The organism is Pseudomonas sp. NPDC089534, from assembly GCF_044749305.1.
Lineage (GTDB): Bacteria > Pseudomonadota > Gammaproteobacteria > Pseudomonadales > Pseudomonadaceae > Aquipseudomonas > Aquipseudomonas ekonensis.
In genome coordinates this window covers 1-20,072 of the sequence record NZ_JBIVHR010000072.1, presented here as the reverse complement: position 1 = coordinate 20,072, position 20,072 = coordinate 1, and the positions used below count along the sequence as shown (strand labels likewise).

The following is a 20,072-nucleotide window of genomic DNA, read 5'->3' as shown; positions in this document are numbered from 1 at the left end:
ATCGACTGTAACAACAGGTAAAAAGGGCGCAGGCTGCATCAAAAAGCAAAGTGCTTCGTTCAGAAGCCGGTCTGGGAATCAGGAGTGTTGGATGGGTCACGCAAGTAGTCATGCGGCGGGCGCCGAAGGTTCGGCAACCAAGCCGCTGAGCATGCTGGTCGCGGCGGTCGGGGTGGTTTACGGCGACATCGGCACAAGTCCGCTGTACACCCTGAAAGAAGTGTTTTCCGGCGCCTATGGCGTGCCCGTCAATCACGACGGGGTGCTCGGCATCCTGTCGCTGATTTTCTGGTCGCTGATCTGGGTCGTGTCGATCAAGTACATGATGTTCGTGCTGCGCGCCGACAACCAGGGCGAAGGCGGAATCATGGCCCTCACCGCGCTGGCGCGGCGGGCGGCGGGACAACGCGCCAAGCTGCGCACGCTGCTGGTGGTCTGCGGGCTGATCGGGGCGGCGCTGTTCTACGGCGACAGCATGATCACCCCGGCGATCTCCGTGCTCTCGGCGATCGAAGGCCTGGGACTCGCGTTCGAGGGCATCGACCACTGGGTGGTGCCGCTGTCGCTGGTGGTGCTGGTGGGCCTGTTCCTGATCCAGAAGCACGGCACGGCGCGGATCGGCATTCTCTTCGGGCCGATCATGGTCACCTGGTTCCTGGTGCTCGGCGCCCTCGGCATCTACGGCATCAGCCACTACCCGGAAGTGCTGCATGCGCTGAACCCGCTCTGGGCCGTGCGTTTCTTCATGGTGCACGCCGGCATGGGCGTGGCGATCCTCGGCGCGGTGGTGCTGGCGCTGACCGGCGCCGAAGCGCTGTACGCCGACATGGGCCACTTCGGCCGCAAGCCGATCGCCCGCGCCTGGTTCCTGCTGGTGCTGCCGGCCCTGGTGCTCAACTACTTCGGCCAGGGCGCGCTGCTGCTGGAGAACCCGGACGCCGCGCGCAACCCGTTCTACCTGCTGGCGCCCGGTTGGGCCCTGATCCCGCTGGTGGGCCTGTCGACCCTGGCCACGGTGATCGCGTCCCAGGCGGTGATTTCCGGCGCGTTCTCCCTGACCCGTCAGGCGATCCAGCTCGGCTACATCCCGCGCATGTACATCCAGCACACCTCCAGCGACGAGCAAGGGCAGATCTACATCGGTGCGGTGAACTGGTCGCTGATGGTCGGCGTGGTGCTGCTGGTGATCGGCTTCGAGTCCTCCGGCGCCCTGGCCTCGGCCTACGGCGTGGCCGTGACCGGCACCATGCTGATGACCACCATCCTGGTGTCGGCGGTGATGCTGCTGCTGTGGAAGTGGCCGCCGGTGCTGGCGGTGCCGGTGCTGGTCGGCTTCCTGCTGGTGGACGGCCTGTACTTCGCCGCCAACGTGCCGAAGATCGTTCAGGGCGGTGCGTTCCCGGTGATCGCCGGCCTCGCGCTGTTCATCCTGATGACCACCTGGAAGCGCGGCAAGCAACTGCTGGTCGAGCGTCTGGACGAAGGCGCGTTGCCGCTGCCGATCTTCATCAGCAGCATCCGCGTGCAGCCGCCGCACCGCGTGCAGGGCACCGCCGTGTTCCTCACCGCCCGTTCCGACGCCGTGCCCCACGCCCTGTTGCACAACCTGCTGCACAACCAGGTGCTGCACGAGCAAGTGGTGCTGCTGACCGTGGTCTACGAAGACATCCCGCGCGTGCCGCCGTCCCGTCGCTTCGAGGTCGAGGCCCACGGCGAAGGTTTCTTCCGGGTGATCCTGCACTTCGGCTTCACCGACGAGCCGGACGTGCCCCAGGCGCTGAAGCTGTGCCATCTGGACGACCTGGACTTCAGCCCGATGCGCACCACCTACTTCCTCAGCCGCGAAACGGTGATCGCCTCCAAGCTCGAAGGCATGGCCCGTTGGCGCGAGGCGTTGTTCGCCTTCATGCTGAAGAACGCCAACGGCAACCTGCGCTTCTTCAACCTGCCGCTGAACCGGGTGATCGAGCTGGGGACGCAGGTGGAAATGTAACCCCGGCGTAAAGCGAAAGCCCCCGTCGGCCTTGTGGCTGGCGGGGGCTTTTTGTTTTGGCGCTACTGCGAGTGAGACTGAAAAAGGGCTTGACGTTTAGATATTTTGAATGAGAAAAGTGTCCACGTTTTATGGAATGTGGACGCTTGGAGTTTTAAGCTTCATGAAGAGTCAAGACATTTTGCTTTTGTTCAAGATGGCCAGCCTTCACGCCCAGGAGGAAAACCTCCTTGGGGTGATGGAGACAGAATCGAATTCGAACAGGGTTGAGGAGTTGTTGAAACCCTACGTGGTCGGTCAACTGAGCGCAGGCGGGCGAGTGGGGATGCCATTGGTCAGCTACTCCACCGACGGTGAAGATACTGTATTTCGCCGACAGGGCTTCGATTCGCCTATGGACGAAGAGGCGGGGTGGGAAGGGTGGTCTGAGCCGGTAGCGGTTCCGCCCCTGGCAAGCTGGAGTGAAGGTTACTCGCTGCGTGCGTTGTCTGCTGCTCTCGGGCTAAGCAAAAGCGAGGTTTCAAATTCCATTGCCAGGTGTCGTGAGTCCGGACTGCTCACCAATGACTATGACACAGGGCTTGCGAGGGTTAATCGGCGGCAGCTACTGAGCATCACTGAGCACGCTCTGAAATACTTTTTTCCTGTAAAGCCCGGTGCAATGGTTCGCGGTATCCCGACGGGTTTCGCAGCACCGGCATTGTCCAAAAGCATCAAAAGTGCTGGCGGACTGATTCCGGTCTGGCCTGATGCGCTTGGAACGGAGCGAGGTCAGGCGATAGAGCCGCTCTACAAGACAGTGCCGGAAGCGGTGAAAAAGGACAGGATCCTTTACCACTATCTTGCGCTTGCTGATGCAATCCGCCTTGGAGGCCCGCGAGAGTGTGGTGTAGCGGTCAACATTCTAAAAGCAGGGATGGGACTGAAATAACATGTCATCAAACGCTGATCACAACTACGAGCTTATAGAGTTTGTTGCAGACGGATTGGGAGAGGCGTTTCTCACGGAGGTTGCCTTCGTCGGAGGTTGCACTACAGCCATGCTGGTAACTGATGCTTTTGTGCTGGATGACATTCGTTTCACCGATGACGTTGACCTGGTGATCGAACTGGCAGGCATTAGCGCCTGGCAGCAGCTTACGGAACGATTGGCGGCCAAGAACTTCAAAATTACCGGCGAGGATGAAGTCAACTGTCGTTTTCGCTTCAACGACATCGTCGTTGACGTGATGCCTTCTGATCCGGAGGTTCTCGGATATGCCAACCGATGGTTTGTAGAGGGGCTGGCACGGGCTGATAAATTTACGTTGCCCAGCGGCACTGTCATCCAGATATTCAAGCCCGCCTATTTTCTCGCGACAAAACTGGAAGCCTTCAACGGTCGAGGCAGCGGTGATCCATACCATAAAGATGTCGAAGACATCATTGTCTTGATTGATGGACGTCCAGAGCTTTTGGAAGAGGTTCGGCAAGCGGAGCCCGAGCTCAAAGAATTCATCACGACTGGAATTCGAGCGCTCAGGGTTCTCAGTGGCATCGACTACGTGGTTGAAAGCTCGGGTTCGGTGCAGGCCAATCCAGGAAGAGGGCAAATCATTAATGAGCGCATGAAAGAGCTGGGCAGCGCATGAAATACCACACCAGATCGGTAACAGGGCGAGCCAGGAAAACCAATCATGACTTTGCTGGAGCGCTCTGCGGTATAGAAAGAGGCGTATTTGTTGTCACGGACGGTACTTCAAGACCTGGCAGTGGCCAACTGGCTGAGTCCTTTGTGGAAAGTGTTTTAGAGATTTGGTCAAAACACTTTGATCAGGGGCTCGATATCACTGAGTACGAAGCTGTTGAGCAGGTACTGGTTTCTATGTTGGCCGACCTCCACCCCGTTTTGTTTGCAAACCAGACTGGCGCCACTTGTTATGTAGTGGGTGTCGCTGCTCACGGAAAACTCACACTTGCGTATGAGGGTGATTGTTCGTGCGGTATTGTGACATCGGTAGGCGCGATCAAATGGATTACGTCGCCTCACTGTAAGGCTAACTGGAGGCGTGACCGTTCCCATTCCGAGCTGGCGCAAGATCCGGCTCGACACCGGGTGACTCGATGCTTGAAGGTGAGTCGCGCACCGAACCCTGATTTTGTGTATCACCCATTAGGTTTTAGAGAGCGACTGGTGTTTGCGACCGATGGCTTTTGGGCTGAGTTGACCGAATCGCAGCAAAGCAGCTTGTTGGCAGCGCCCGAAGGTAGCTGTATTGATGCTGAAGATGACATCACGTGGATAGATGTTCAGCTTGAGTCTTGGCATCGATAAAAGGTTCGACTGGTACGAAGTGCTTCAGTTTGCGAAAAAAAGCCCCCGCAACCGTAAGGTGTGCGGGGGCTTTTTCTTGGGGCGTGTTGCGATCACTCGGCAGCGGTCTGCTCGCCCGCCTGACGCTTCTCGATCAGGTCCACCAAACGCTTGGCCAGCGCCGGGTAGTTCTCGTCGAAGTGGTGGCCGCCGGGCAGTTTCACCGCTTCGCCCACGGCGGTCTTGTCGGTGCAGCCGCTTTCGTCGGTCTCTTCCTCGCCGTAGATGCACACCACCTTGGCGGCCGGCAGCTTGGCCATTTCCGGGCCGGTGGCGGCTTCCTTGCCGGCGTTGCCGAGCCAGCCCTCGACTTCGATCTCGAAGCTGCCGGTGCGGGCGAAGGCCAGCAGGATGATTGCGTCGACCCGTTGCTGCTCGGTCTCCGGCAGGCGGTTGTAGATCGCCGGAAGCACGTCGGCGCCGAACGAGTAGCCGGTGAGGATGAAGCGCTTGGTGCCCCATTTCTGCCGGTAGTGCTGCATCAGTTCGGTCAGGTCCAGCGCGCTCTGCTCGGGGCTCTTGTGCTGCCAGTAGTAGCGCAGGGTGTCGATGCCCACCACCGGGTAGCCGATCTTGGCCATTTCACCGGCCACGTCGCGATCCAGGTCGCGCCAGCCGCCGTCGCCGGACAGGAACAGGGTGACGGTGTCCTTGGCCTGGCCGGCCGGGACTTCCACCACCGGAATCTGCAGGCCGCCGTTGGCCTTGTCGCCGCCGACGAGAAGCTTGCGCAGTTCGTTGTTCAGCACCTGCGGCAGGTTGATGTCGTAGTCGCTGATGCTGGTTTCGGCGTTCGGCTGGTCACGCACGAAGCCGGCGCTGGTGTCGTCCGGGTTGTCGTTCCACGCCACCAGCCAGTGGCCGTGGGCGGCGGATTTGGGCAGCAGGTGAGTGCAGCCGCCCTTTTCCAGGGCCAGGTCGACGGACACGGCCTGGGCCTTGTCGTCCTTCTGCTCGGACAGCCAGCGCCAGGCCAGCACCGCGCCGGGGCCGATGCCGCTGACCAGGGTGGCCGGGCCTTTCAGTTCGCGCAGGCCGGCCTGCAGGGCGCGGCTCTGCTGGAGGCAGTCCTTGGGCAGGATCACCTGGACGATCTGCGCCGAAGCGCTGCGGCTCAGGGTGGTCAGCTGCTTGTCGCTGAGTTTCTGGTCGTCGTTGACCGCCACCAGCACCTGGGCCTTGGGCGTGGTGCCGGGAATGACGCGGGTCATGGCCGCTCCGTCGGCCGGGGTGAGCAGTTCGAGGGTCGGTTCCGGTGCCGGGCGTTTGAGGTACCAGAATCCGCCGCCGGCAATCACGGCCAGCACGATCAGCGTGGCCAGGATGTACTTCAGGGAGCGTTGAATCATCAGCGTTTCACCAATCCAGTCAAGCCGCCCGCGATCAGGGCGGCAGTGTCGGCCAGCGCCACCAGCGGATCGAGTCCGGCGGGCACGGCCATATAACGGGGTTCCCAATCAGGCTGGAACTTGTCTTTGAAACGGCGCAAGCCTTGGAAGTTGTACAGCTGCTCACCACGGCGGAATACCATCGAGCCCAGACGCTGGGTCAGCGGTGCCCCGCGCCGGGGCTGCAACCCCGACAGCGGCACCATGCCCAGGCTGAAGCGCGCGTATCCGTGACTCTTATAGTGTTGAATCAGGCCGACCATCAGGAACTCCATGGTCAGCTTCGGCGCATCCGGGTGCGAACGCATCAGGTCGAGGCTGGCCAGGTCATGGCTGTAGGTCTCGAGCAGGTTGGCGAACGCCACCGGACGGCCTTCGAAGCGAATCACCGCGATGCGGAAATGCTTCAGGTAATCGTCGCTGAAACGGCCGAGGGAGAAGCCTTTCTCGCGCACGTTCTTGCCGGTCAGCCAGGCATCGGAAATGACCTTGAGCTCGTCCATCGGCGCCTGGCCCGGCTCAAAGATCTCAAGCGACAGGCCGTCGCGGGTGCCGCGGTTCCAGGTGTAGCGCAGGTCCTTCATCTCCTTGCCCTTGGCCTCCAGGTCAAAGCGATGCAGATCGACCCGGGCCTCTTCGCCGAGCTTGATCGCGGTCAGGCCGATGTCCATGTAGTACGGCAGGTTCTCGGCGCGCACCTGGTAGAACACCGGGCGAGCGTGATGGATGTCGCACAGGTCACGGAACTGCCAGATCATTTCCGCCCGCTGCTGGCCGGGGCCGATCGGGTCGTACAGCGCCACCAGGCTGCGGCCGCGGCGGGCGTACATCAGGAACGCCTCATCGTTGGGGTGGAACAGCAACGCCTTGTCGCCGGTCAGGGACAGGCCGCCGTCGGGCTGCGACGAGGCCATGAGGATTTTCGCGGCGCGGTCGAGTTCGTCGGCGGTCGGCAGGTGGATCACCGGGCGCGCGGTGCGCAGCAGCCAGGTCAGGGCGATCACCAGCAACAGCACCGCAGCGCCGAGCAATGAGCGCAGGCCGCGCGGGGCGTCGGCGTCGAGGGTGAACTGCCACCACAGCTGATGGCTGTACGGCACGTCCTGGTAGGCGAACAGCAGCAGCCAGGTCGATGCGCCCAGCACGCACAGGCTGGCCACCAGGTACAGCGGCGAGAACGGCAGCTCGGTCAGGCGGCTCGGGCGATAGAAGGAACGGCGGAACACCCCCAGCAGCGCGGCGGTGAGGGTCATCAGGGTGGCTTCTTCCCAGTCGAACCCCTTGAGCAGGGAGAGCAGGGCGCCGACCAGCAACAGGATGGTGGTCAGCATCCATGCCGCCGACAGCCGGCGGCGCAGGCCCTGGGCGAGCATCAGGCACAGCACGCCGATCAGGCTGGCGCCGAAGTGCGAGGCATCGACCAGGCGGTGGGGGATCAGGAACCCGATGTGCTCAAGGCGCGTGTCGATCTCCGGGGTGGCGCCGGAAAACAGCAGCACCACGCCGGACAGGAACACCAGCACCGCCAGGATCGGCGCCGCCAGGCCGGAAGCGGCGCGCAGGGTCTGGGACTGGAACAGGCGCTGGCCTTCGTTGATCAGCAGCAGCACGCACGCCACCAGCATCGGCAGCACCACATAGATCAGGCGGTAGAGCAGCAGCGCGGCGGCCAGCGGCGCGGCGCCGAGCTTGTCGGCGAAGGCGGCCAGCAGGATGGCTTCGAACACGCCGACGCCGCCGGGCACGTGGCTGAGCACGCCGGCGGCCAGCGCCAGCAGGTACACCAGCAGGAAGGCGCCGAACGGCGGGGCTTCCGGCAGCAGCAGGTACAGCACGGTGGCGGCGGCGGCGACGTCGAGGGCGGTGATGACCAGTTGCAGGAAGGTCAGGCGCCGGCCCGGCAGGCGCAGGGTGCGGCGGCCGGCCTTGACCAGCAGGTTGTCCGGATAGGGCTGCTCCGGCAGGCGACGGCGGTAGATGCCGATGACCAGGATCGAGCCCAGCAGCAGCACGGCGCCGGCGACCGTCCCGAGCAAGGTCTCGGACAGGCCCAGGGCCTGCGAGGCGGCCGGCAGGTCGCTCAGGGTGGCGAGCGCCGCCAGCGGCGGCAGGGCGCAGCCCAGCGACAGGCTGGCGAACAGTGTCATGTGCGCGACTTCCGTCGCCCCGAGGCCATGGCGCGCATACAGACGGTAGCGCACCGAGCCGCCGGACAGCAGCGAGAGGCCGATGGCATTGCCGATGGCGAACGCGGTGAAGCCGCCGAGGGCCAGGGTGCGCGGCGCGAGCGTCACGCCGGCATAGCGGCTGGCGGACCATTCGTAGCCCAGCAGGATGATGAAGCCGGCGACCGTCGCGCCGAAGGCGCCGAGCAGGGCCGGCTTCGGCACGTCGAGGATCGAGTCGTGCAAGGCGTCGAGATCGAGTTCGCTCAGCAGGTGACGGCACGCGATCAATGCGATGGCGAACAGCAGCAGCGTGACCGCCAGGCCGATCGGCTGGCGGTATTTGCTCAACCGATCCAGCAAGCGCAGGCGCTCGGTCTTGATCGGTTGGTTCGCTGTGACGGTGTCTTGTGGATCAGACGAGTTGGCGCGCATCAATCACCTCGTGGATTGTGCGCGACAGGATGGGGGTATCCAGCCAAGTTACCAATCCCTGTAGAAAAAAATAATCACAAAATACTACGCCTCCCGCCGGATGGCGGCGAGGGCGGTTTCCGGATCGCAGGCACCGGCCCGCGACTCAAGCATAGTCGCTGTGCGGCGGGTCTGAGGATCCTGAAGGGTTCACTGCACGATGACAGATCATTGTTGCGAAAGGACTTTTTCCACAGATACAAAAAAGGCCACTCTTTCGAGTAGCCTTCTTTGATGTTTGGTTGCGGGAGCCGGATTTGAACCGACGACCTTCGGGTTATGAGCCCGACGAGCTACCAGGCTGCTCCATCCCGCGTCTGTGAGGCGGCATTCTACAGACCGGCGGCGCAGTGTCAACCGCTAATGCGGATAAGGGTCAAATTAGTGTGGAATTCGGGCAAACGGTCGCAGGTGGAGCGCTAAGTGGCTCAACCGCAAGGATTTCTGTTGCGCGCGAAAAACACACGCGCACAAAAAAGGCCACTTTTTCAAGTGGCCTTTTCTGATGTTTGGTTGCGGGAGCCGGATTTGAACCGACGACCTTCGGGTTATGAGCCCGACGAGCTACCAGGCTGCTCCATCCCGCGTCTGATGTGGCGGCATTCTACAGAGGATTTCCGGAGTGTCAACTTCGAATGCGGAAAAATCTTTTCAGCTTCAAATGCTTAGCGCTTTTCCTGGCGTTTTCGGAAGGCCGCAGGGCAGGTGGGGCAAGGGTTTCAGCTCTATTGCCCGATGAAAGTCGATTGAGGAAATAAATTCGGTTTGGATTTCCTACGGGTGGAAAAGAACGTTCAGACCACTGGTGCTATATACAGTTGTCAGTGAGATACTGCCGATCCGGCTTGCCATGTTTTCCTTTCTGTCATGACCCAGCGAAAAATCATCCACATCGACTGTGATTGTTTCTACGCCGCCATCGAGATGCGTGACGACCCGAGCCTGGCCGGCAAGCCCTTGGCAGTGGGCGGTTCGCCGGATCGCCGGGGGGTGATCGCCACCTGCAACTACGAGGCGCGTGCCTATGGCGTGCGTTCGGCGATGTCGTCCGGGCATGCGTTGAAGCTGTGTCCGGATCTGACCATCGTCAAGCCGAGGATGGACGCCTATAGAGAGGCTTCGAAGGAAATCCACACGATCTTTCGCGATTACACCGACCTGATCGAACCGCTGTCGCTGGACGAGGCCTACCTCGATGTGTCGGACAGCGCGCATTTCAGCGGCAGCGCCACGCGGATTGCCCAGGACATCCGCAGGCGGGTGTCCAATCAGCTGCACATCACGGTGTCCGCCGGGGTGGCGCCGAACAAGTTTTTGGCCAAGATCGCCAGCGACTGGAAAAAGCCCAACGGCCTGTTCGTCGTCACGCCGGATCAGGTCGAGGACTTCGTCGCCGGATTGCCGGTCGGCAAGTTGCACGGCGTGGGCAAGGTCACCGCCGACAAGTTGCATAAGCTGGGCATCGATGACTGCCGGCAGTTGCGCGAGTGGGACAAGTTGGCGCTGGTGCGCGAGTTCGGCAGTTTCGGTGAGCGGCTCTGGAGCCTGGCCCGTGGGATCGATGAGCGGCAGGTGCACAACGACAGCCGCCGTCAGTCGATCAGCGTCGAAAACACCTACGACGTCGATCTCCCGGATCTGCGCAGTTGCCTGGATAAGCTCCCGGAACTGCTGGAGACCCTCAAGACCCGCATGGCGCGGATCGACAGCAGCTACCGGCCGGGCAAGCCGTTCGTCAAAGTGAAGTTCCATGATTTCACCCAGACCACATTGGAGCAGGCCGGGGCGGGGCGGGATCTGGGCAGTTATCAGCTGATGCTGACCCAGGCGTTCAACCGCGGCGGCAAACCGGTGCGGTTGTTGGGAGTGGGGGTGAGGCTGGAGGATTTGCGGGGCGGGTTTGAGCAGATGGAGCTGTTTGAGCGCTGATCCGGTGATGGAGCCTGGCGAAGGCGGCCCGTCAGGCAGACCGCCTTCGCCAGCAGGCTGGCTCCCACAGCTTTGTTCTCAGTTCGGCCCCGGATCCGCCACCAGCCGACCGGCATCCTTGGTCAGGGACTTGAGGAATTCGGTCTGCAGCTCCGGATCGTTGCGGGTCAGTTCGATCAGGCTCTGTTCCAGTTCGCTGGCCTCTTCCTCCAAGCCCAGTTCCGACAGGCGTTTGACCCGGTGCACCCACTGGCTCACTTCGTCGTCTTCCAGATCGTCGTAGATCAGCGCATGGGCCTCCAGCAGCTTGCCGCGCAGGTGATTGCTGATCGCCAGCGACGAGTCGGTGTGCACGTCGTCCTTGGCGTCTTCGACGCTGATCTGCAGTTTGCCCAGGTGATTGAGGTCATGCTCGGCGAACGGGCTGTCCAGCAGGTTCAGGCGCAGCACGCCGTTGCGGTCGGTGGTCATGTCGAAGGTCTGCTTGCCGGCCTTGACCTGAACCGGGCGCTCGCTCCAGGGCAGGCTCGAGTATTCCGTGCGCTTGTCGCGCTGGACTTCGTCGATGCCGGCCAGGTTCTGTTGCGCACGGCCGTGGGACTGCACGTTCATGAACGGGTTGAGCCCGGCGAAGCCGTAGCTCAGCCAGTCCTTGGTCACGCTGTCCGGCAGGTTGCCGAGGGCGAACACGTTGACCACGTTGGCGCCGACGCCGGCCACCACCGCCACCGCACCCAGCGGGATCTCGTAGATCTCCCGCCAGGGCTGGTAAGGCGTGTAGCGGTCGTAATGACGGGTGACCTCGAACTCGGTGACCTCGAAGGTCTTCTGCTCGTGGATCTTCACGCGCCGCTGCGGCAGCTCAAGCACCTTGGGCTCGCCGACATCGATCTGCAGGCTGTGGTCGAGCAGTTTGCGCTCGACCCGTTCCTCGTGCTCGCTGCGTTGCGACATGTGGTTGGCACAGCCGCTGACCAGCAGGGTGCCGCACAGGGCGGCACCACCGAGGCCTAAGGTGTTTCGCTTGAACATGACGTCTCTATCTGGTTTCAGCGGCGGATGCGGGCCTGCAGGAAGGACAGCACGTCGGCAACCGGCAGCGCCTGCGCCTCGGCTTCGGTGCGGCTCTTGTATTCCAGGTTGCCTTCGGCGAGGCCACGGTCGCTGACCACGATCCGGTGAGGGATGCCGATCAGTTCCATGTCCGCGAACTTGATGCCCGGGCTGGTTTTCTTGTCGCGGTCGTCCAGCAGCACTTCGAAGCCGGCGGCGGTCAGTTCCGCGTACAGCTTGTCGGTGGCTTCGCGCACCAGATCGGTTTCATAGCGCAGCGGCACCAGGGCGATCTGGAACGGTGCCAGGGCGTCGCTCCAGATGATGCCTTTGTCGTCGTTGTTCTGCTCGATGGCAGCCGCCACCACGCGGGATACGCCGATGCCGTAGCAACCCATTTCCAGGGTGACCGGCTTGCCGTTCTCGCCCAGCACTTCGCACTTCATCGCCTTGCTGTACTTGTTGCCCAGCTGGAAGATGTGCCCGACTTCGATGCCGCGCTTGATCTCCAGGGTACCCTTGCCGTCGGGGCTCGGGTCGCCGGACACGACGTTGCGCAGGTCGGCCACGGCCGGCACCGGCAGGTCGCGCTCCCAGTTCACGCCGAAGTAGTGCTTGTCGTCGATGTTGGCGCCGATGCCGAAGTCGCTCATCAGTTCGACCGAGCGGTCGATGATGATCGGCAGCGGCAGGTTCAGCGGGCCGAGGGAACCGGCGCCGGCGCCGATGGCGTCACGCAGTTCCGCATCGCTGGCCATGACCAGCGGGCTGGCCACGCCAGGCTGGTTGGCGGCCTTGATTTCGTTGAGCTCGTGGTCGCCGCGGATGATCAGGGCAATCAGCTTGCCTTTTTCTTCGGCGTGCACGATCAGGGTCTTGATGGTCTTTTCGATCGGCAGGCCGAATTTCTCCACCAGGGCCGCGATGGTCTTGGTGTCCGGGGTGTCGACCAGGCGCAGCGCTTCGGCCGGTGCAGGGCGCGAGGTCTCGCGCGGCACGGCTTCGGCCTTCTCGATGTTGGCGGCGTAGTCGGAGCCGTTGCTGAAGACGATGTCGTCTTCGCCGGACTCGGCCAGCACGTGGAACTCGTGGGAGCCGGCGCCGCCGATGGAACCGTTGTCGGCCTCCACCGGGCGGAACTTCAGGCCCAGGCGGGTGAACACGTTGCAGTACGCCTGGTGCATGCGATCGTAGGTGACCTGCAGCGAGGCCAGGTCGGCGTGGAACGAGTAGGCGTCCTTCATGATGAATTCGCGGCCGCGCATCAGGCCGAAGCGTGGGCGGATCTCGTCACGGAACTTGGTCTGGATCTGATACAGGTTGATCGGCAGCTGCTTGTAGCTGCTCAGCTCGTTGCGCATCAGGTCGGTGATGACCTCTTCGTGGGTCGGGCCTGCGCAGAAGTCGCGGCCGTGGCGGTCTTTGATGCGCAGCAGCTCAGGGCCGTATTCTTCCCAGCGTCCCGATTCCTGCCACAGTTCGGCCGGTTGGGTGCCCGGCATCAACACTTCCAGAGAGCCGGCGGCGTCCATTTCTTCGCGGACGATGGCTTCCACCTTGCGCATCACCCGCAAGCCCATCGGCAGCCAGGTGTACAGGCCCGAAGCGAGTTTGCGGATCATGCCGGCGCGCAGCATCAGCTGATGGCTGATCACGACCGCGTCGGAAGGCGTTTCTTTCTGTGTGGCGAGCAAAAATTGACTGGTGCGCATGATTGGCCGTTGTCGGTTGCTGAGACTGGAAATGAACGGAGCATTGTACGGGCGAGATTTGCTGACGTACAGGCGTGCGGCCGGCGGCTGGGCAGAACGGCGGGAATCGTCCCGCCGTCTGCGAAATGTCCTACGACTCTTCCGCGACCGGCGTCTGCACGGGCTCGGGCGTCGGTGTCGGGCCTTCGCGGCGGCTTTCCTGGAACCAGTGCAGGGCGATCAGCACCAGGGTCGGCACGCCGAGCATCGCGGTGATGAGGAAGAAGTTGTGGTAGCCGAACTTCTCCACCATCACGCCGGAGTAGCCGCCGATCAGCCGCGGCAGCAGCAGCATGATCGAGCTGAGCAGGGCGTACTGGGTGGCGGAGAACTTGAGGTTGGTCAGGCTCGACAGGTAGGCGACGAACGCCGAGGTGGCCAGGCCCGAGCTGAAGTTGTCCAGGGAAATCGTCAACACCAGCATCTTCAGGTTCGGGCCCATGTCGGCCAGCATCAGGAACAGCAGGTTGGTGGCGGCCGAGGCCGCGCCGCCGATGAACAGGATCGGCAGGATGCCGAAACGCACGATCAGCAGGCCGCCCATGCCGGCGCCGACGAGGGTCATGATCAGGCCGAAGATCTTGCTGACGCTGGCGATCTGATCCTTGGTGAAACCCTGGTCGATGTAGAACACGTTGGCCATCACGCCCATCACCGTGTCGGACATCCGATAGGTGGCGATCAGGCCGAGCAGGAGCAGGGCCTGCCAACGGTAGCGCAGGATGAAGTCGTTGACCGGCGTCAGCACCGGCGCCAGGCCCCGCCGCCCCATGGCCGACAGGCACAGGCAGGTGAGGGTGGTGTAGAGGATGGCCCGCAGGAACGCGCGATCCTCCAGCAGCAGGTCGAGCGGGCTGACGCCTTCGAACAGCACGCTGGCGAAGTCGGTGTTGTAGAGCTGGGTGAACATCGCCGGCACGGACACCAGCAGGATGATCAGCACGAACACCGACATCAGCTGGTGCATGAAGGTGTAGCGGCCGGCCTGCAACTGGGTGCGCAGCGGCACGGGCGGCTCGCGCATCAGCAGGGAGGTGAGCAGCGCCGGCACCATCAGGACGCCGAACAGGACGTAGGTGCCGGTCCAGGCCGAATGCTGGTAATTGAAACCGGTGGAGCCGAAACCCTCGGCGAAGAACAGTGCGCCGGCGGTCGCCAGCAGGGCGGCGACCCGGTAGCCGGACATGTAGCTGGCGGCGAGCGCAGCCTGGCGGTTGTCGTCGGCGATCTCCAGGCGATAGGCGTCGACGGCGATGTCCTGGGTGGCGGAGGCGAACGCGACGATGACGGCGATGGCGATCAGCCAGGACAGGTGCTTCTGCGGATCGCAGAAGCCCATGCCGACCAGGCCGAGGATCACCAGCGACTGCGACAGCACCAGCCAGGAACGGCGGCGCCCCAGTTTGCCCAGCAGCGGCAGGCGCCATTGGTCGAGCAGCGGTGACCAGACCCACTTGAACGCGTAGGCCAGGCCGATCAGGCTCGCGTAGCCGATGGTTTCGCGGGCCACGCCGGCTTCGCGCAGCCAGACCGACAGCGTTGAAAACACCAGCATGTACGGCAGGCCGGCGGCGAAACCCAGCAACAACAGCACGAGCGTCGAAGGACTGGCATAGGCGGCAAGGGCGGCGCGCCAGGTTTTACGGGGCATGGGCTGAAGTCTGCCTCAAGATTGCGAAAACAAAGCGCGCACTCTAACCGCTGTGCTCTACCGGACGCCAGCCATGGCGCCGAATATCCACACGATTGTTCAGGACGGTGACGCCTTCCATGCGCAACCGCGCCCGTTGTTCGTCCCCCGACGGACTGCCGGCCGGCAGGCTGATGCGGCCGCCGGCGCCGAGCACGCGGTGCCACGGCAGCCGGGTGTCGCCGGGCAGTTGGCTCAGGGTGCGGCCGACCCAGCGGGCGGCGCGCCCCAACCCGGCCAGTTCGGCCAATTGACCATAGCTGACGACCTTGCCTTCGGGCACCTGGGCCAGGGTCGAGTAGAGTGCCGTGCGTCGGATTTGCGCCTGGCTTTCGTCGGGGGGGATCGGGTCTGTCACGTCCGCGGTTCCTGAACGGTTCTGCATAACAATCGCCTTGATGCCTTTAAGCGTAATCGGTGCAGGGGCAATTGAGAAATGAACTCAACAGAAATAGTCATGTCAGTCGTTGTCAGGGCCTTATTCCTACGGATAATGCCGGCCTTTTTTTACGCAAACTCGAGCTTCCGATTCGCTTATGTTGTCCAGAACCCTGCTGTGCCTCGCTGTCTTCAGCGCATCCACCCCCCTGTTTGCCGACACCGTATGGCTGAACAACGGCGACAAGCTGAGCGGCAAGATCACGCTGTTCGACGGTGGCAAGCTGCTGATCCAGACCCCGTATGCAGGCGCCGTCACGATCGACTGGAAACAGGTCAAGACCCTGGAGAGCGACCAGGAGCTGCTGGTCAAGCAGGATGCCTACAGCGGCGAGAAGGCCAAGTCGCTGACCGCCGCCGGCGACGGCAAGGTCACCCTGGCCAACGGCGAGGCGCCGAGGACCGTCGAGCTGGCGAGCATTCAGCAGATCCTCAAGCCCAAGCCGGTGGTCGAGGATCTGGTGTGGAAGGGCAACGTCGACCTGGCGCTGGATTATCAGCGGGCCGAAAAGGATACCGACGACTACGACATCGGCTTCAAGACCTCCGCGCGCCATGGCCGCTGGCGGCACACCGCCGAAGGCGAATACAACCGCGAGGTGCAGGACGACGTAACCACCACCGACAACTGGCGCGCCGAGTATTCCCTCGACCGCTTCCTCACCGACCAGTGGTTCTGGCGAGGCCGCCTGAACTACAAGCGCGACCATATCGAAGAGTTGGCGCGCCAGCGGGTGGTCGGCACCGGTCCCGGCTATCAGTTCTGGGATGACGAGCTGGGGGCGTTCTCGCTGGGTTCGCTGTTCAACCGCACGGACTACGAGTACCGCGACGGCAGCAAGGACAATTTCTACTCGGTGGCGGTGAAGTGGGACTACAACCGCTATCTGATCGGCAAGAAGGTGGAGTTCTTCACCAACGGCGAAGTCGGCAAGCCGTTGTCCGATGTCGCGAACTACGCCCTGGATGCGGAGATGGGCCTGCGCTACAAGGTCACCGACTGGGCATCGCTGAACGTCAAGGCCGAGCGCGACATCATCAGCGGCACCAACGACGCGGATCTGAACAAGACCCGCTACACCGCCGGGTTCGGTGTGGCCTGGTAACGCCGCCCACAAAAAAACGCAGCCGTCGGGCTGCGTTTTTTTGCGTGAGCAATAAACAGGCGCCCACAAAAAAGCCCCGCTTTGAGGGCGGGGCTCTTTTTCGCTAAAGCGACAAGTTAGATAACTTGTACTTCTTCAGCTTGCATGCCTTTCTGACCGCGGGTAGCGATGAAAGAAACCTGCTGGCCTTCTTTCAGGGTTTTGAAACCGTCAGCCTGGATGGCTTTGAAGTGTACGAACAGGTCGTCACCGGATTGTGGAGTGATGAAGCCGAAGCCTTTTTCATCGTTGAACCACTTAACGGTACCGGTTTGGCGATTGGACATGGTGAAACTCCTTGAACAAAGATTACTGCGACTCAGGAAGAACCCTGGCCGAGACTGAGTGCAAAGAGCAGGAAAAATTCTTGTAGACGGTTGGATCGAAATTCAACATATCGTGGAGAGATTCTCAGTGACACAAGCAGCACAGTGGCGCCACCTTAACCCTTTTTCATGAACGTGCCAATGCTTCTTGCGAAGGTTTCTCCGTTTTCGGGACCGGCGGTGTGACGGTTCGTCGCCAGGCCCCGTAAATCCTGCCTGTTCGGCGAGAATCGCACCTCCGGACTTTGAACCCGGCGACGCGCCCGGTAAGATGCCGGACAGATTTTTTCCACCTCGTTATTCAGGACACCCGCCATGAGCATCAAATCGGACAAGTGGATTCGCCGCATGGCGCAGGAACACGGCATGATCGAACCGTTCGTCGAGCGCCAGATGCGCGGCAGCGACGACAGCCGCGTGATTTCCTACGGTGTGTCGAGCTACGGCTACGACGTGCGTTGCACCAATCATTTCAAGGTGTTCACCAACATCAATTCGGCCATCGTCGATCCGAAGAACTTCGACGCCGGCAGCTTCGTCGACATCCACAGCGACGTGTGCATCATTCCGCCGAACTCCTTCGCCCTGGCCAGCACCGTCGAATACTTCCGCATTCCGCGCAACGTGCTGACCATCTGCCTGGGCAAGAGCACCTACGCCCGCTGCGGCATCATCGTCAACGTCACGCCGCTGGAGCCTGAGTGGGAAGGCCACGTGACCCTGGAGTTCTCGAACACCACCAACCTGCCGGCCAAGATCTACGCCAACGAAGGCGTGGCGCAGATGCTGTTCCTGGAATCCGATGAGGAATGCGAAGTCTCCTACAAGGATCGCGGCGGCAAGTACCAGGGCCAGCGCGGCGTGACCCTGCCGCGCACCTGATCCGTCCGTCCGGCATTTGCCGGGAATTCTTCGGCGGGTGGACACTCTATGGGGTGTACCGCCCGTTTTGCCGCGTGCAGAGCGGGCCTTCGCCGAGGAGGGCCCCATGAAGATCGATCCGCGAATCACCGCCGAACTGGCACGGCTCGAGCCCAATCAGGTCGGGGTGTTGGCCTGGTCGTTGCTGGCACACCCGACTGTCGGCATGGCCGGGGGCATTCCCGGTCAGCCCGACCCCGACACGCCCAATGAAGATCCGACCGAGCCCGGCGAGCCCACCTTGCCGGACGAGCCGCCGCCAGCGCCCGTCGCCTGAGCGACGGCCCCGATGAATGGCCGGTCAACGAAAGCCGAAGCGACTTCCGTTGACCGGCCGTTTTGCGTTCCGGCCCAGGCTACTTGAGGTTGCCGCTGAGGAACTGCTTGAGCCGCTCGCTCTTCGGGTTGCCCAGCACGTCCTCCGGTGCGCCTTCCTCTTCCACCAGCCCCTGGTGCAGGAACAGCACCTGGCTGGACACTTTGCGCGCGAAGCTCATTTCGTGGGTCACCATGATCATGGTGCGGCCTTCGTCGGCCAGGCCCTGGATCACCTTGAGCACTTCGCCGACCAGTTCCGGGTCGAGGGCCGAGGTCGGCTCGTCGAACAGCATCACTTCCGGCTCCATCGCAAGCGCCCGGGCGATGGCCACCCGCTGCTGCTGGCCGCCGGAAAGGAAAGCCGGGTACTGGTCGGCCACCCGTGCCGGCAGGCCGACCTTGTCCAGGTAGCGGCGGGCACGGTCTTCGGCCTCGGCCTTGCTGCAGCCCAGCACCCGGCGCGGGGCCATGGTGATGTTTTCCAGCACGGTCATGTGGCTCCACAGGTTGAAGTGCTGGAACACCATGGCCAGGCGGGTGCGCAGGCGCTGCAGCTCATCCGGGTCGGCGACGTGCATGCCGTGGCGGTCGCTGGCCATGCGGATCGACTGGCCGTCGAGGCTCATCGCGCCGCTGTTGGGCTGTTCGAGGAAGTTGATGCAGCGCAGGAAGGTGCTCTTGCCCGAACCGCTGGCGCCGATCAGGCTGATCACGTCGCCGGTCTTGGCCTTGAGCGAGACGCCTTTGAGCACCTGATGGTCGCCGTAGCTTTTGTGCAGGTCTTCAACAGTCAGTTTGTACATGGAACAGACATCCTCAAGGCGAAAGCAGATAGCCGCTGCGGTAGGCTTCGGCGCCGGCCACATGGGCGATGACCATGCCGGCGGTGGCCATGCGGCGCAGCGAGCGCGCATACAGCAGGCCGGCGACGGTGCAGTGGACGGGCGTCACCCGGTCGGTGATCGGGTCGATGATGTCGGCGATCTGTTGGCCGGCCTCCAGGTATTGGCCCGGCGTGGCGGTGAACACCAGCAGGCCGCCGACCGCCGTGGCGACCGGCTCGACCCCGGCCAGCGGCGTGGCGGGGCAGGGCAGCGGCGGCAGCGGCGCCGGTTCGCCGGCGATCGCGCCGAAGTGCGTCAGGTAATCGATCAGCGCCTGGCTGTCCCGTTCGGCCAGCGGATGGCTGACGTCGCCTTGGCCGCGCAGTTCGACCGTCACCGAAAAACTGCCGGGCGGAATGTCGAAGCGTTCGCCGAAGCGCTCCTTCAGCTGCCACCAGAGCAGCGTGAAGCACTCATCGAACGACTGGCCGCCGGAGTCGGTGGCCAGCAGGCTGGCCTGGGCGTCGATGTAGCGGGCCAGCGGCTCGACCTGCGGCCAGGCCTCCGGCGTGGTGTAGAGGTGGGTGACGGCCTCGAAGTCGCAGTGCAGGTCCAGCACCATGTCCGCATCGCAGGCCAGCCGCTGCAGGGTCAGGCGCTGGGACTGCAGTTGGGTGGCGGCGGTCTGGCGGCCGAGGGCGTCGCGCAGGCTGGCGCGGATCAGTTCGAGGTTGCGCCGGGGATCGTCGCCCAGCCGCTCGGCGACGTCGTTGCCGATCTCCTCGCTGAGGTCGATGAACCAGCGGTTGAAGTTCTGCCCGCTTTCCAGCTCGTAGCGGCCCAGCGGCACGTCCATCAGCACTTGTTCCAGGCCGACCGGGTTGGCCACCGGCACCAGCACGATTTCGCTGCGCAGGCGACCGGCGGCCTCCAGCTCCGCCAGCCGTTGCTTGAGGTGCCAGGCCACCAGCATGCCGGGCAGTTCGTCGGCGTGCAGCGAGGACTGGATGTAGATCTTGCCTTGGCCCTTCTGCGGGCCGAAGTGGAAGCTGTGGATCTGGCGTGCGGTCCCCGGCAGCGGGGCCAGCAGGTCATGCATCTGATGGCGCATTGCAAAGGTGTCCTAGTGGGTCGGCCCGAGGAAGGCCAGCCATCGGCGTTCGGCGAGGCGGAACAGGCCGACCAGCGCAAAGGTGACGGTCAGGTAGATCAGGGCGGCGATGCCGAACGACTGGAAGGTCAGGAAGGTCGCCGAGTTGGCGTCCCGCGCGACTTTCAGGATGTCGGGGTTGGTCGCGGTGAAG

17 protein-coding genes, 2 tRNA genes and 1 pseudogene are annotated in these 20,072 nt (G+C 62.9%); 8 read left to right on the top strand and 12 right to left on the bottom strand.

Going from position 1 to position 20,072, the window contains the following annotated elements:
* Positions 1 to 151: 151 nt before the first annotated feature.
* The 4 genes from ACIP0B_RS20315 (at position 152) to ACIP0B_RS20300 (ending at position 4,307) form a co-directional block, all read left to right on the top strand.
* Positions 152 to 1,993, top strand: coding sequence for a potassium transporter Kup (locus ACIP0B_RS20315; RefSeq protein WP_400835466.1), 1,842 nt, complete (start codon positions 152 to 154; stop codon positions 1,991 to 1,993).
* Between the two features lie 163 nt (positions 1,994 to 2,156).
* Positions 2,157 to 2,924: a MarR family transcriptional regulator gene (locus ACIP0B_RS20310; protein WP_400835447.1), complete on the top strand. Its 768-nt coding sequence runs from the start codon at positions 2,157 to 2,159 to the stop codon at positions 2,922 to 2,924.
* Position 2,925: 1 nt separating this feature from the next.
* A complete protein-coding gene (locus ACIP0B_RS20305) occupies positions 2,926 to 3,624 on the top strand; it encodes a hypothetical protein (protein ID WP_400835445.1) in 699 nt (232 codons plus the stop codon).
* Positions 3,621 to 4,307, top strand: a complete 687-nt coding sequence (locus tag ACIP0B_RS20300; RefSeq protein WP_400835443.1) for a PP2C family protein-serine/threonine phosphatase — start codon at positions 3,621 to 3,623, stop codon at positions 4,305 to 4,307. Before ACIP0B_RS20305 ends, ACIP0B_RS20300 begins: the two co-directional genes overlap by 4 nt.
* A gap of 92 nt (positions 4,308 to 4,399) precedes the next feature.
* Here the strand turns inward: ACIP0B_RS20300 and ACIP0B_RS20295 are convergent, their stop codons facing one another.
* The 4 genes from ACIP0B_RS20295 to ACIP0B_RS20280 form a co-directional block, all read right to left on the bottom strand.
* Positions 4,400 to 5,695, bottom strand: a complete 1,296-nt coding sequence (locus ACIP0B_RS20295; RefSeq protein ID WP_400835441.1) for an AcvB/VirJ family lysyl-phosphatidylglycerol hydrolase — start codon at positions 5,693 to 5,695, stop codon at positions 4,400 to 4,402.
* Positions 5,695 to 8,334 carry a bifunctional lysylphosphatidylglycerol flippase/synthetase MprF gene (mprF, locus tag ACIP0B_RS20290; RefSeq protein ID WP_400835439.1) on the bottom strand — a complete coding sequence of 880 codons (2,640 nt, stop codon included), beginning with the start codon at positions 8,332 to 8,334 and terminating at the stop codon, positions 5,695 to 5,697. Before mprF ends, ACIP0B_RS20295 begins: the two co-directional genes overlap by 1 nt.
* Positions 8,335 to 8,612: 278 nt before the next feature.
* Positions 8,613 to 8,689: transfer RNA gene (locus ACIP0B_RS20285), tRNA-Met, on the bottom strand.
* A 194-nt stretch (positions 8,690 to 8,883) separates the two neighbouring features.
* Positions 8,884 to 8,960 (bottom strand) — tRNA-Met (locus tag ACIP0B_RS20280).
* A 280-nt stretch (positions 8,961 to 9,240) separates the two neighbouring features.
* Between ACIP0B_RS20280 and dinB the strand changes: the two genes are divergently transcribed.
* A complete protein-coding gene (dinB, locus tag ACIP0B_RS20275; protein ID WP_400835437.1) occupies positions 9,241 to 10,302 on the top strand; it encodes a DNA polymerase IV in 1,062 nt (353 codons plus the stop codon).
* Between the two features lie 78 nt (positions 10,303 to 10,380).
* Here dinB and ACIP0B_RS20270 read toward each other — a convergent pair whose 3' ends face one another.
* The 4 genes from ACIP0B_RS20270 to ACIP0B_RS20255 form a co-directional block, all read right to left on the bottom strand.
* Positions 10,381 to 11,334, bottom strand: a complete 954-nt coding sequence (locus tag ACIP0B_RS20270; protein WP_400835435.1) for a hypothetical protein — start codon at positions 11,332 to 11,334, stop codon at positions 10,381 to 10,383.
* Positions 11,335 to 11,351: 17 nt separating this feature from the next.
* The gene (locus ACIP0B_RS20265; protein WP_400835433.1) at positions 11,352 to 13,067 is read right to left on the bottom strand and encodes a proline--tRNA ligase; all 1,716 of its coding nucleotides are present in this window, start codon (positions 13,065 to 13,067) and stop codon (positions 11,352 to 11,354) included.
* Positions 13,068 to 13,197: 130 nt separating this feature from the next.
* Positions 13,198 to 14,757 carry an AmpG family muropeptide MFS transporter gene (locus ACIP0B_RS20260; RefSeq protein ID WP_400835431.1) on the bottom strand — a complete coding sequence of 520 codons (1,560 nt, stop codon included), beginning with the start codon at positions 14,755 to 14,757 and terminating at the stop codon, positions 13,198 to 13,200.
* 43 nt (positions 14,758 to 14,800) lie between these two features.
* Positions 14,801 to 15,181, bottom strand: a complete 381-nt coding sequence (locus tag ACIP0B_RS20255) for an MGMT family protein (protein WP_400835429.1) — start codon at positions 15,179 to 15,181, stop codon at positions 14,801 to 14,803.
* A 151-nt stretch (positions 15,182 to 15,332) separates the two neighbouring features.
* Between ACIP0B_RS20255 and ACIP0B_RS20250 the strand changes: the two genes are divergently transcribed.
* Positions 15,333 to 16,340: a DUF481 domain-containing protein gene (locus ACIP0B_RS20250; protein WP_400835427.1), complete on the top strand. Its 1,008-nt coding sequence runs from the start codon at positions 15,333 to 15,335 to the stop codon at positions 16,338 to 16,340.
* 116 nt (positions 16,341 to 16,456) lie between these two features.
* Here the strand turns inward: ACIP0B_RS20250 and ACIP0B_RS20245 are convergent, their stop codons facing one another.
* The gene (locus tag ACIP0B_RS20245; RefSeq protein ID WP_017902777.1) at positions 16,457 to 16,666 is read right to left on the bottom strand and encodes a cold-shock protein; all 210 of its coding nucleotides are present in this window, start codon (positions 16,664 to 16,666) and stop codon (positions 16,457 to 16,459) included.
* A 354-nt stretch (positions 16,667 to 17,020) separates the two neighbouring features.
* Between ACIP0B_RS20245 and dcd the strand changes: the two genes are divergently transcribed.
* On the top strand, positions 17,021 to 17,587 hold the full coding sequence (dcd, locus tag ACIP0B_RS20240; protein ID WP_007940589.1) for a dCTP deaminase: 567 nt from the start codon (positions 17,021 to 17,023) through the stop codon (positions 17,585 to 17,587).
* 106 nt (positions 17,588 to 17,693) lie between these two features.
* A complete protein-coding gene (locus ACIP0B_RS20235) occupies positions 17,694 to 17,903 on the top strand; it encodes a hypothetical protein (protein ID WP_400835424.1) in 210 nt (69 codons plus the stop codon).
* A gap of 79 nt (positions 17,904 to 17,982) precedes the next feature.
* Here ACIP0B_RS20235 and ACIP0B_RS20230 read toward each other — a convergent pair whose 3' ends face one another.
* From ACIP0B_RS20230 to ACIP0B_RS20220, 3 genes and pseudogenes are all read right to left on the bottom strand, one after another.
* Entirely contained in the window at positions 17,983 to 18,747 is a 765-nt protein-coding gene (locus ACIP0B_RS20230; protein WP_400835423.1) for an ABC transporter ATP-binding protein, read from the bottom strand.
* Positions 18,748 to 18,760: 13 nt separating this feature from the next.
* Positions 18,761 to 19,879, bottom strand: coding sequence for a succinylglutamate desuccinylase/aspartoacylase family protein (locus ACIP0B_RS20225; protein WP_400835421.1), 1,119 nt, complete (start codon positions 19,877 to 19,879; stop codon positions 18,761 to 18,763).
* A gap of 12 nt (positions 19,880 to 19,891) precedes the next feature.
* Positions 19,892 to 20,072, bottom strand: a pseudogene (locus tag ACIP0B_RS20220) (amino acid ABC transporter permease); the annotation flags it as partial.